The sequence below is a fragment of the Acinetobacter sp. YH18001 genome (assembly GCF_013416975.1).
GTDB lineage: Bacteria > Pseudomonadota > Gammaproteobacteria > Pseudomonadales > Moraxellaceae > Acinetobacter > Acinetobacter pseudolwoffii.
Genome location: NZ_VPEU01000004.1, coordinates 62,525 through 74,903, shown reverse-complemented (window position 1 = coordinate 74,903; position 12,379 = coordinate 62,525). Strand labels below are relative to the sequence as shown.

Below are 12,379 nucleotides of genomic sequence, written 5' to 3'. Positions count from 1 at the left end.
AGTGAAATTTATACTCGGATTAACCGGCGGGATTGGTAGTGGCAAGTCTGCGGCCAGTCAATGGTTTGAAGCACAAGGCATTGTCGTTGTGGATGCCGATGTGGTGGCGCGTGAAGTGGTCGAGATTGGCCAGCCTGCACTCGCCCAAATTCAGCAGGCTTTTGGGGATTGGGTACTGCTTGAAGATGGTTCACTGAATCGTCGTGCCTTGCGCGAATATATTTTCCAGTCTCCTGAAGCACGTAAAACCCTGGAAAATATTACTCATCCAGCAATTCGCACTTCGATTATTCAGCAGTTAGATGCTGCGCAAAGTTCCTATGCCATTCTGGTTTCACCGCTCCTGTTTGAGACCAATCAACATGAGCTCACTCAACATCGCTTACTGATTGATGCCACAATCGAATTGCAAATTGAACGTGCCTCACAACGTGATGGTCAAAATATTGAGCAAATCCGAAACATTATTGCCGCACAAATGTCACGTGAACAGAAACAGGCCATGGCTGATGATATTGTGCTGAATGATGGTCATCTGGATCATCTTTATGCCCATCTCCGCCCATTGCATGAAAAATATTTAAACATGGCAGCTGCCTGAGGTATAAAAAAAGCAGTCCGATTAAGACTGCTTTTTCTGTGCTGCAAGTTGTGCTTCTAAACTATCTTTACGGCCAATCCAGCGCCAAGGCTGTAAGGCCCCAATTGCCATCCCCACCAAGCCACAGATCATCGCCAGGCTCAGCGCTTCATTTAATAAAGGCACCGCCAGAATCGCAGCAATAAATGGTGCAAGATTGGTAATGCTACCGGCTTTAAATGCACCGAGACGCTTGATTGCTTCGACATAGCTTAAAGTGGCAATAATTACCACAAAAACCCCATGAAAGATGGTTTGAAACAATAAGTGCTGGGGTTCTGGCACACTCAAATTTTTGGGTAAAAACAGCAGATAAACAGGTACGTAAACCACTGCTGACCAGATCGCGACACCGCTCATTGCCTGCCATGCAGTTAACTGATATTTCCGCAATAACACGGTAAAAATTGCCCAGAGTATTGCACTGATAAAAAATAGCCCATCCCCTGCCCCGAATGCCACTCCGGTTTCCTGATACATCAACAGACTCATGATACAGAGCACCGCAATCATAATAATCAGACTGGCCCAGGTATGCTTATCAAAAGCCTGCCCCATCAGGAAAAAAGCCATGATGGCAGTACAAATCGGAATACAGCCATTCAAGAAAATCGCGGCATGGGCGGTAGGCGCATAATGAAAGGCGCTATAGGCAAACAGACAGTAAATTACTCCGCCAATCATGGCCAGAATAAAGGGTTCTTTTTTCAGTAAAAAAGCCGCCTCCTTGCGATAGAGCAAGATCGGCATCAGAATCAGAAAAGCCAGAGAAAACCGCAGAGCCACGATATCCCAGGCACTGATGTTCCAAAGCGCATTCAGACGGGCGGTTAAAGTAAAACCGCCCCAGATACACATAGTCGTCAGTAGAAAGACATAGCCCTGTGTACGATCTGACAATGCCATCATCAATTACAGGTTACGCTGGCGGCAAGCTTCATACAGTGCCATACCTGTTGCAACACTGACATTCAGGCTTTGCAGATTACCCTCCATCGGGATATACACCGTCTGATCGCATTGGCTTTGTGTAATTGGACGTAGACCGGTATCTTCCGCACCCATCACCACACAGACACCAGTACCGGTGAAATCAAACTCCTGAATCGGCAGCGCTTTTTCATCCAGCATGGTACCGACGACTCGCACATTAAAGTCTTCTTTGATTTGCCCCAAGGTACGCGCCAGATTAGTCACCTGAATAAATTTGACTTTGTCAGCACCACCGGCAGCCACTTTACGTGCAGTCGGAGTCAAGCTTGCAGAACGATCACGTGGTGCAATCACCGCCTCAACACCCATCGCAGCGGCGGTACGCACACATGCTCCGAGGTTGTGTGGATCGGTAATATGATCAAGGGCCAATAACAAGGCTTGCGGATTTGCGCTCAATAATGTCTCAAGATCTTTTTCATTCAAGACCGGATGGGCACGAACGGCTGCTACAACACCCTGATGAAAGGGTTGACCGGCCAATTTTTCCAGTTTGTCACGGCTGGCTTGCTGCACACTGATGCCAAACGGTTCAGCCAGTTCCAGTACACGTTTTAAACGCTGATCATCGCGTCCTTTGAGAGTGAATAATGTCAAGACACGTTCAGGCTCAAGCTCTAACAATGACTCCACTGAATGTACGCCATAAAAATATTCAGGTTTTGCCATGAACGACCTCTAAATTAAATTTATATATAAAAGAAAAATCCCGTAAAGCTGACTTCACAGGATTTCTATAGAATGATTAGTTTAACCGATTCGCACTGAAATTTCTTGCCCGGTTTGCACTGATCTTGCGCTGTACTTAACCTTCAAAATGGCAGACATAGTCCAGCACATCATCGGTTTCGATTTTAAAACGGCTATTACCCGGCACATAGAAGGACTGGCCTGCACGGAACAGCTCACTTTCTTCGCTATCTCCGATCTGAACACGACATTCACCTGAAACAATTTCCATGCGCTCAGGCACATGCGTTTCAAAGGTTAAGGCATTTTCTGATGGTAAAATGACCCCCAAAGTCTTTTTGGTGCCATCTTCAAATTGAACAATATGGCTGATACATAAACCGCCGAAATATACATTTGATTTTTTAAGTACAGATACATGATCAAACTGAGCTGACATGCGATTTCTCCAGATAAAGCATTTTGTAATATTTTGATTGCTGTAGTTTAAATGTGCACTCTCAACTAATCAATCGAAGTTTGTCGGCAGCGGTGAAATATTCTATCTCGCCTGAATGCCTGTTGCGAAAGGGGTATTCTGGCCGCTTGTTTACTGGCTTGATGGTATATTCAGCCCGCCAGATTTGGTTTCTAGCTTAAACTTTGACAATGTCAAAACTATGAAAACAAGCAGTGAATTTGCCGGCTTTTGAGTCAGCTTCTTTCGAAAATACAGTGAAATAAGCATATATGAATCGCTAAAATTTAAGATAGAATGAAATTGATTCATCCTGATTTATAATCACAGCCGTGTTGTGACCCCAATCCAACATCAGGCTATTTCACTCAAACTTTTCGCAGCCCGGATGCGTTTATGCTGACACATTTAACTCTGATCAATTTTGCTTTAGCTGAGCACCTTGCTATTGATATTGATAAAGGTTTTAACGTTTTAACCGGTGAAACCGGTGCAGGTAAATCCCTCTTGTTAGATGCCTTGTCTGCCTGTCTGGGTGAGCGAACCGATACCAATTATGTGCGTTATGGTTCCGAAAAAGCCGATGTGACTGCAAGCTTTAGCTATCAGGAACATAGTCCTGAAGCCGCGTGGTTAAAAGAACATGAGCTGGATGATGAATCAGGTGAAATCCATTTACGCCGGGTAATTTTTGCCACCGGTCGCAGCAAAGCCTGGATCAATGGACGACCGAGCAGCCTGTCCGAACTAAAAGAAATTGGACGTTTACTGGTTCAACTCTATAGCCAGCACAGTCAGCAACAACTACTCGAACCCCCTTATCCGAAGCATTGGCTGGATCGTTATTATCATTTTTATGCGCCGGCGCAAGCGGTACGGGATGCTTACAGTACCTGGCAGAAAAATATCCGCCAGCATCAGGCAGCACTGGATGCACAAACCACCCGTAAACAGCGTATCGAAACCCTTGAGCTGCAACTGGAAGAACTGGAAGACATCGTTCAGACTGATTATCAGGAGATTGAGCAGGAATTTGACCGGCTTTCCCATCATGAAGCGATCATGCAGGATTGTGTCTATAGCCTGAATGTACTCGATGAGGCTGAACAGAACATGACCCAGGAACTCGCATCAATTATGCGTCGGGTCGAATCGCATGCCGGTCGTAGTGAGCAGCTTTCCGGAATTTATAATTCCTTATTAAATGCACAAAGCGAACTTGAAGATGCTGCGGCGAATTTACGTCAGTTTATGGATCGTCAGAGTTTTGACCCGGAACGCATGGAAGAACTGAATTCAACTTTAGAGGTTTTCCACCGTCTGGCTCGTAAATATCGTACTCAACCGGAATTGCTCAAGGCAGAATATGAAACCTGGCAAACCGAATTAGAACAGCTGCATCAACTGGAAGACCCGGAAACACTGGCTGAACAGGTTGCAGTCTCTTATCAGGATTTTCTGGAGAAAGCCCAACATCTGGAACAGATTCGCCGTGAAGCCGCAGCACCTCTGGCCAAGCAGCTCACAGAACAGGTTAAACAACTGGCACTACCAGAAGCCCATTTCGAGTTTAAGTTTGAAGCTTTGGAACAGCCATCGAGTGAAGGCCTCAGCTTTATTCAACTCCTATTTACTGCCAATAAAGGCATTCCAGCACAACCCCTGGCTCGCGTGGCATCAGGTGGTGAGCTGTCGCGTATTGCACTGGTGATGCAGGTCATGAATGCAGAAAAAACCGAAGCCGAAGTACTGGTCTTTGACGAAATTGATGTCGGGATCAGTGGCGGTACAGCAGAGATTGTCGGGCGTTTATTGGCAGGTTTGGCCCAGCATGTACAGATTCTGTGTATTACCCATCAGGCACAAGTGGCCGCACAATCTGACCAGCATTTACTCGTGAAAAAGCAGCAAACCGACCCGGCCAGCAGCACCATTCTGAGTTTGCAAGAAGATGCACGTATTGATGAACTCGCGCGCATGACCGGTGGTGTTGAAATCAGTGAAACGACTTTACAACATGCCCGTCAGTTACGTCAGTTGAAATTTCAGCAGGTTTAAATATCACAATCCAGACAAATAAAAGTTGGTAAATCCATAAAGCTCGAGTAACGTAGCGGTTAGGATCATACGATTTCTTTGCGAAGAAATTGATTTTAAGGAGAACTGCTCAGGTGACCAAACAGTTTCTGACACATCGTTGTCTGATTGCGCCGCCACATGCGGATGATGATTTTTTTGCCCAGACGGTGATCTATCTGGCTCGCCATGATGAAGATGGTGCACAAGGCATCATCATCAATCGCCCTGCCGGTATTCAAATTAAAGAATTGCTGAATGATCTTGATATTGAAGCAGACAATGTCAATCCACATGAAGTCTTGCAAGGTGGCCCTTTACGCCCTGAGGCCGGCTTTGTGCTGCATACCGGTCAGCCGACCTGGCATTCCTCTATTGCAGTGGGTGAAAATGTCTGTATCACCACCTCCAAAGATATTCTAGATGCAATTGCGCATAATGAAGGTGTGGGTCGCTATCAGATCGCACTCGGCTATGCCAGTTGGGGCAAACACCAGCTAGAACAGGAAATTGCCCGCGGTGACTGGCTGATTTGTGATTCTGATATGGATCTGATTTTTAACTTACCTTATAACGACCGTTGGGATGCTGCCTATAAAAAGATGGGCGTCGACCGCAACTGGTTATCTTCCGAGATTGGACATGCCTGATGTAAACACGCCACAAACCATTATGGCGTTTGATTTTGGTACACAAAAAATGGGAATGGCGGTGGGTCAATCCCTGATTGCAAGTGCCAGCCCCCTACCTTTATTTCCCATGAAAGACGGTATTCCGAACTGGGATGAACTGCTCAAAATAGTAAAAAGTCATCAACCGAATTTATTTCTGGTCGGTTTGCCACTGAATATGGATGATAGTGAATCGGAGCTTTCGACACGGGCACGTAAATTTGCGCGCCGTTTACGGCACCAGACCAATATTGCAACCTTGATGGTCGATGAGCGTCTGACCACCCGTGAAGCACGCGATGAGCTGGATCATTATCAGGCGCAAGGTCGCGGCAAAAAGTTGTCTGCGGACAGTATCGCCGCAGCCTTATTGATTGAAAGCTGGTATCGCCATCCTGCCGGAATCACCCCTTAAACTGCTGGTGAAATTTTAAAAAAAGCATCCTTTGAGATGCTTTTTATGCCTAAAAACATGATTTAAGGGTAAAAATAACGAAAGGTCAGATTAATTCTGGGTGTCAAAACTTTGCTGCTTTTACCAATGCTGTGTTTCCAGTGCTGCTGGGTCTGGCCGCGCATCACAATCAGTTGGCCACTGTGTAACAGCAACTCGACTTTATCCCCGTGGGTTTTATGTTTAAAACTCATTTTACGGGTCACGCCCAGACTCAGAGAAGCAATGACATTTTCCCGAGAACTTCCTGTATATAAAGCAGGCTCATCATCGCTATGCCAGCCCAAGCCTTGTGAACCATCTTCATATAAATTGGCTAGACAGGAATTAAAGGGATGACCCACCAGCTGTTCAATATGCTGCTTTAAACGCAATAATCCCGGGGTCCACAGCTGAGCTTGCTTGAGCGTCCCCGAATAGCGATATTGATAGTGTGCATCGCCATACCAGACCACCTTGCGTGCTGTGATATAGTGCTTGCCGAACAACCGTACTTCATCATGTTGCCAGGCCAACTGGCTCAGAAAATACTGCAAATACTGCTGGCTTTGTGCCTGCTCCAGAATCAGACCATAGTCCTCCACCACCCCATCAAAGGGTAAGATATTCGTTTCAGGTTGGGGCGCAAATAAATCTAAAGTCATCTCAATTAGACCCAGTATCTTACTAAAAATACTGACATTGACTTTGAAAAAGTACAACCGGATTTCACAAATGACTACAAGATTTGCTCTTGTGACTTGTCCTGTTCCTGCCTAAACTGAATTTAACTTTCACAATAAAAATAATCCTTTATGAACTTATGGCAGCTGTTTCAGAAACTTCGTCCTTTTGTTCAGCCCTATCGGGTGCTGGTCATTGCCACGCTGATTTTGACCCTGATCGGCTCCTTTACCGCACAGGTCAATGCGCTAACCCTGCAATATGCAGTCGATAGTATCAATGCGCTGCTGGAACAAGGTCAGGGACTGGAGCAAGGCTGGCATATTCTGATTACGATTTCAGCGATCTTGCTCGGTAAAGAGATTATCAATGCCTTTGTCCAGTTCGGCCAGAAGTTTTATGGAGAAAAGCTACGGATTTTTGTTTCTCAGGATCTGGCCCAAGGAATTATTGAAAAATTCTTAAAATATCGTCTGGAATTTTTTAATCAGGAAAATAATCAGGCCGGAAAATTACAGACCCGAATTGATCGTGGTATCGGCTCACTGACCCGTCTGGTACAGATCTTCTTTATTGATATTTTACCGTTATTTACCAGCGCGATTGTGGCTTTGGGCCTGATGTACTATGCCAATATATATGTCGGTCTGGTGGCCACCGCCATTGTCCCGATCTATTTCTGGCTGACCTATAAACAGGCACAAAAGCTCGGTGGTTGGCGCCGCAGTTTAAGAGATGGCCGCGAGAAAAAGAGTCAGGGTATTCTCAGTATTATTAATTCAATTACCGTGATCAAATCCTTTAACCGGGAAGCGATTGAGTCGGAAAAGCAGTTAGGATTGCAACGCGAACTGACCGACAACCAGATGAAAACCCGTCAGACCAGTTTCCTGTTTGATGGTCTGAAAACGTTCCTTGAACAGATCGGCATTGTGCTGATTATTATTCTGACCTCTTATTTTGTGCTGGATGGCCAGATGAGTATCGGCATGATCATGTTTCATGTGCTGCTGTTTAATAATGTCTCCGCCCCGATTCGCTCACTGCACCGGATTTATGATGAAGTGAATGATGCCATGATCTATTCAGAAAGCTTTTTCAAGATTCTGGAAGCCGATGATGAAATTGAACAAAGCGGTCAGCAGAAACCGATTGTCCAAGGAAAATTTGAACTGAGTGGCGTGAATTTTTATTATCCAAACGGCCACCATGCCCTGAAAGATATTGATATGGAAATTCGTCCCAATAAAATTACCGCCTTGGTCGGCTTATCCGGTGCGGGGAAATCTACCCTGATCAGCCTGCTGGATAAATTTTATGAGCCGCAACAAGGCCAGATTAAACTGGATGGCATTGACCTGAAAGACTATGACACCCAATTTTTGCGTGATCATATTGGTCTGGTGTTGCAGAAAAATCATATTTTTCAAGGCACCATTTTTGAGAATATCCGTTATGGCAAAATTACAGCTTCAATGGACGATGTCATTGAGGCGGCAGAAAAAGCCTCGATTCATGCGCAGATTTTACAGTTACCGGATGGCTATGATAGTGATGCCCTCATGCTGTCTGGCGGACAGCAGCAACGCATTGCCTTGGCGCGGATGTTCCTGAAAAACCCACCGATTATTTTTCTGGATGAACCGACGGCGAGTCTGGATGCCATCGCCACCGAACAGATCAAGCAAAGTCTGGATCAAATCAAGCAAGGCCGTACCGTGATCATCATTTCACATAGCCTGTCGCAAATTATTGACGCGGATTATACCTATGTGATGAAAGAGGGAAGGATTGCCGAACATGGTGAGCACGCTCAGCTTTATCATCAGCAAGGCGTGTATAAGGAAATTTTTGATGCCATGGCCAAGAGCCTGAATATTGAAAAAATCGCCAAGACTTTTGAGGATGATGCCGAGGAAGAAACCCATGGTTAGGGCTTCTTCCAAGCCAATAAAAAAACCTCCGAGCGGGAGGTCTTTTATTGAGAGATAATTGTTTTTAACGCTGAACTTTTTGCTCAATTTCTTCGACGCTGGTATGACGTACGTCAAAACCTTTGACCATATAGATCACCTGTTCAGAAATATTCCGGGCATGGTCGCCAATTCTTTCGAGTGAACGAAGCACCCATAGCACATTGATAACACGACTAATATGTCGCGGATCTTCAATCATATAGGTCATGAGAGTACGTGTTGCTGACTGGTATTCACGGTCGATATCCGCATCTGCCAACATCACTTTCAAGGCCTGATCTACATCCAGACGTGCAAAAGCATCCAGTGCATCATGAATCATCACCCGAACCTGGTTGCCAATATGCCGGGTTTCCATATAACCGCGCGGCGAACTACCCTCTTCGCTCAGGCTTTGTGCAATCCGGCCTATTTTAGACGCTTCATCACCAATACGCTCAAGATCGGTATTGGCCTTGGACATGGCAAGTACCATCCGTAAATCAATCGCAGCAGGATGACGGCGTGCCAGAATCAGGGTCAGTGCTTCATCAATGTCTCTTTCCATCTGATTGACAACATTGTCCTGAAACTGCACATCAATCGCCATGGCGACATCGGTATCCAGTAAGGCATGAATGGCGTTGGCCACCTGCTGTTCCACCAGTCCGCCCATGGTCATGAATTTGGTATTGACGTCCTGCAACTCTTCATTAAATTGCGAAGAAATGTGATGACTTAACACAGGATTATTTGGACACAAGGAAGTCTACTCCTGAAATGGCATATAGCGATGATCAATAATAAAGCACATTAAAGCATAACTATGATGAAAGTTTGATGACAATCGTAGCGTCATCTGGGCTGAGGTGAATCATATTCGATCAGCCAGGCATTCAGCTCTGCCAGCTCCTTTTCAGTCAGCTGCCCGACTGAAGCCTGTAACTGGAGTACATGCAGCAGATAATCATATTTGGCATTCAGATAATCCGTTTTGGCAGAAAAAGCATTGCGCTGGGCCAGCAACACATCGACCATGGTCTTTAAGCCCTCCTGATATTGGGCTCTGGAGGCTTGTGAAACCATTTCCGAAGATTCCATTGCTGCTTTACGCGCATTCAGTTTGGCCTGATCGGTTTCTACCTGCATAAAGGACTGCTTCACATCGGTATTGGCTTTACGGATCGCAGCGTCTAATTGGGCTGCACTTTTTTGTACATTGACCCCAGCCTGACGAATACTTTTCTGGGTACGGCCACCGCTAAATAGGTTCCAGTTGACTTCCACCCCAATCTGGTCGAAATCACCATTGCTGGACATAATCGTTTCTGGTGTCTGTTTCAGATAGCCATAGGTGCCGACCGCTTCAACCTGCGGATAGAGAGCGGCCTGCTCAACCCGTTTGGCATCTTCAGAATAGCGTTTTTGCAGACGGGCTTGCAGAATGTTCAGATTCTGGCTTTGTGCCAAATCTGTCCAGGACTGCATGTCACTTGGAATCGGTTTCTGAAACTGGAAGTCATTGCGTAATACCGCCAGATTTTCCTGATAAGGCCCGATCAGCTGAGCCAGCTGCTCCTGTGCCAGCACCAGCTGAACCTGGGTCGAAATCCGGTTGGCCTGGGCACTTTGATACTGGGCATTGGCTTCACTGACCTCACTACGTGCCACCAGACCTTCTTTTAGTTTGGCATTCATCATGCGCAGCTGCTCAGATAGAGCCTGTTCTTCCTGCAAATATGCCGTGGTCAAAGACTGCTGACGCAAGACATTAAAATAGGCTTCTGCCACCTGTAAAATATGCTGCTGTTTTTGCAGACGTAAGTTGACTTCGCTGAGTTCGACCGAAGTTTTGACCTGTTTATAGCCCTGCCAGGCATCCCAGCGGAATAAAGGCTGGCGTGCAGTTAAAGCCAGCTGGCGGGTGGTATTACTGGAAGTAATGAAATTAGAAAACTGTAGATCGGCAGGTGCATCAACAGACTGGTTTTTACGGGTGATATTTCCTGAAAGGCTCACGGTCGGCAGTAAATTTCCGCTGGCAATCCCCAGATTGAGCTGATCGGCCTGATATTGCAACAGATTCGCTTGCCAGTTCGGATCGTTTTGCTGGGCGCGCGCATAGGCTTGTTGCAAATCCAGGGCAAAAATCGCCGGACTACTGCATAATAAACCGGCCATGACACTGAGTTTTAGTTTCATTTTATAGTGTTAACCCCTAACAGCCATTCAGATCAAAAATTCTGACGCTTTAAGCTAAGCCATACTAAAGAGATTTTTTGCATTTTTGCGTATGATTTTTATTAACTTTTTAATATAACTCTCGGGTTTTATCCACGATTAATTCAATTTTCAAGATCTATACCCGCAATGTAACAAAGCAATTCACAATACTAAACATAGTATTTTTATTTGATCTATACAATATATCTCCCAGCAAGGCCGTTATTTTCTGAATTCACCTATACAGAGTCCTGAAACATAGTGTTAATGCCATTCCCGTCGATATTCAAAGCCTGTCTAATTTCCGGCAGTCTGCTGTTTCTGGCAGGCTGTCAGCAGCCGTCGGAACCACAGATCCAGGTCGAACAGACTGAGACCAATCAGAAGCAAAGTCCAGTCAATGACTTTAGCCTGATGTGCAAGAATATTGAAAAAAATATGTCCCAGATTAATGACCAGCGCACCACTTTTGCGCTGGAACAGGTTAATCAGGATCTTAAAGTGTGTCTGCCCCTGATGGAATTGGCGGAGCAGAAGCATCTGATGCTGCGTTCTACTGAAATGTATCAGCGCTTTTTAGCCGTCGACCGTACCGAGTTCCAGCAACGCGCCTTTGAACAGTATGCGCTGGAAATGGCCCAGCATCCGACCATTCAGCAAGCCCATTTTCAGCAGCTCACCTCACGTGACCAGTACCTGTTAAAACACAAAGGTCAGGCTTATGTCGAACTGCTGGATCTTGGCGATGGCAACTTACATTATCGTCGTAGTCCGGAATATCTGGCCCGCATTTTTGCGCCTTATTTACCCGACGCTGAAAAAGTTTTTATTGAACATCTGGCTGAACAGAATATGCAGCCGGTACTGGTGGAAAAACGCCTGCAAATTGAAGCAGCTGACATTGCAGCCCGCAGTCTGCTTTGGGAAGATTATCTCAAGACCTATCCTGAGAGCAGCTATAAGCGGGATGCCGAATACCTGCTGAAACAATATACCTATTTTTTGTTTAGAGGCACCGAAGTATCTCCCGTTTCTGAGGATTATCGTGACCGTTATGCAGTCGATACCAGTCATCTGGAAACCATTATTGGTCTATCCAGCGGTCAGAAATCAACGCTTTCGACCCAGGCTCGCCAATTTCTGGAGTTTCTGGACATGAATCCGCAACAGCGCCAGCAAGCCTTGCCTGCCGACTATCGCAACCGCTCGGACGCTGAACAGATTCTGTATTATGCCAAGATCAGCCCACCCTCACAAAAATATGATAAAGACTGTTTTATGGATGCATTCTGTATCTAGCTGGAAATATTTGGCTTGAGTCCAGCTTCCCTCCTGAATAGAAGATCATCGCTAAAGTTGAGAGATTTAGACCTGTTTATTCGGCATAAACTGAGCTAAGCTTTAGCCTCGCTTGACGGAGCGCGAGTAATCCCTCGCTGAGATCATGTGATTCCTTTTATCTTTATCAGGAATTGAGCATGGGTACCGTTGAACCTGATCAGGTTAATACCTGCGTAGGAATCAAGCCAGCTAAAAACCCAGCCCCTGCTTTATCTG

12 protein-coding genes and 1 riboswitch are annotated in these 12,379 nt (G+C 45.7%); of the genes, 6 read left to right on the top strand and 6 right to left on the bottom strand.

Annotated features, from left to right (window positions below; genetic code table 11):
- Position 1 precedes the first annotated feature (1 nt).
- The gene (gene coaE, locus FTV48_RS02625) at positions 2-601 is read left to right on the top strand and encodes a dephospho-CoA kinase (protein WP_074383651.1); all 600 of its coding nucleotides are present in this window, start codon (positions 2-4) and stop codon (positions 599-601) included.
- A 21-nt stretch (positions 602-622) separates the two neighbouring features.
- On the opposite strand, the gene FTV48_RS02620 is transcribed toward coaE, so the two are convergent.
- The 3 genes from FTV48_RS02620 to FTV48_RS02610 form a co-directional block, all read right to left on the bottom strand.
- Complete coding sequence (locus tag FTV48_RS02620) at positions 623-1,546, bottom strand: DMT family transporter (RefSeq protein ID WP_005094400.1); 924 nt, start codon at positions 1,544-1,546, stop codon at positions 623-625.
- A gap of 6 nt (positions 1,547-1,552) precedes the next feature.
- A complete protein-coding gene (gene rlmB, locus FTV48_RS02615) occupies positions 1,553-2,302 on the bottom strand; it encodes a 23S rRNA (guanosine(2251)-2'-O)-methyltransferase RlmB (protein ID WP_179999312.1) in 750 nt (249 codons plus the stop codon).
- A 136-nt stretch (positions 2,303-2,438) separates the two neighbouring features.
- Positions 2,439-2,762, bottom strand: coding sequence for a pyrimidine/purine nucleoside phosphorylase (locus FTV48_RS02610; protein WP_004281089.1), 324 nt, complete (start codon positions 2,760-2,762; stop codon positions 2,439-2,441).
- Positions 2,763-3,176: 414 nt separating this feature from the next.
- On the opposite strand from FTV48_RS02610, the gene recN reads away from it, so the two are divergent.
- The 3 genes from recN (at position 3,177) to ruvX (ending at position 5,942) form a co-directional block, all read left to right on the top strand.
- Entirely contained in the window at positions 3,177-4,838 is a 1,662-nt protein-coding gene (gene recN / locus FTV48_RS02605; protein ID WP_179999310.1) for a DNA repair protein RecN, read from the top strand.
- Between the two features lie 113 nt (positions 4,839-4,951).
- Positions 4,952-5,506, top strand: a complete 555-nt coding sequence (locus FTV48_RS02600) for a YqgE/AlgH family protein (RefSeq protein WP_005094405.1) — start codon at positions 4,952-4,954, stop codon at positions 5,504-5,506.
- On the top strand, positions 5,499-5,942 hold the full coding sequence (ruvX, locus tag FTV48_RS02595) for a Holliday junction resolvase RuvX (RefSeq protein ID WP_179999308.1): 444 nt from the start codon (positions 5,499-5,501) through the stop codon (positions 5,940-5,942). Before FTV48_RS02600 ends, ruvX begins: the two co-directional genes overlap by 8 nt.
- Positions 5,943-6,004: 62 nt before the next feature.
- Here the strand turns inward: ruvX and FTV48_RS02590 are convergent, their stop codons facing one another.
- Entirely contained in the window at positions 6,005-6,625 is a 621-nt protein-coding gene (locus FTV48_RS02590; protein WP_179999307.1) for an alpha-ketoglutarate-dependent dioxygenase AlkB, read from the bottom strand.
- Positions 6,626-6,775: 150 nt separating this feature from the next.
- On the opposite strand from FTV48_RS02590, the gene FTV48_RS02585 reads away from it, so the two are divergent.
- Complete coding sequence (locus FTV48_RS02585) at positions 6,776-8,578, top strand: ABC transporter ATP-binding protein (RefSeq protein WP_179999305.1); 1,803 nt, start codon at positions 6,776-6,778, stop codon at positions 8,576-8,578.
- A gap of 64 nt (positions 8,579-8,642) precedes the next feature.
- Here FTV48_RS02585 and phoU read toward each other — a convergent pair whose 3' ends face one another.
- Positions 8,643-9,362, bottom strand: a complete 720-nt coding sequence (gene phoU, locus FTV48_RS02580; RefSeq protein ID WP_005094412.1) for a phosphate signaling complex protein PhoU — start codon at positions 9,360-9,362, stop codon at positions 8,643-8,645.
- Positions 9,363-9,454: 92 nt separating this feature from the next.
- Positions 9,455-10,801 carry a TolC family outer membrane protein gene (locus tag FTV48_RS02575; RefSeq protein ID WP_179999303.1) on the bottom strand — a complete coding sequence of 449 codons (1,347 nt, stop codon included), beginning with the start codon at positions 10,799-10,801 and terminating at the stop codon, positions 9,455-9,457.
- 288 nt (positions 10,802-11,089) lie between these two features.
- Between FTV48_RS02575 and FTV48_RS02570 the strand changes: the two genes are divergently transcribed.
- Positions 11,090-12,121 carry a hypothetical protein gene (locus FTV48_RS02570; protein WP_179999338.1) on the top strand — a complete coding sequence of 344 codons (1,032 nt, stop codon included), beginning with the start codon at positions 11,090-11,092 and terminating at the stop codon, positions 12,119-12,121.
- 106 nt (positions 12,122-12,227) lie between these two features.
- Positions 12,228-12,360: riboswitch (TPP riboswitch) on the top strand.
- Positions 12,361-12,379 lie beyond the last annotated feature (19 nt).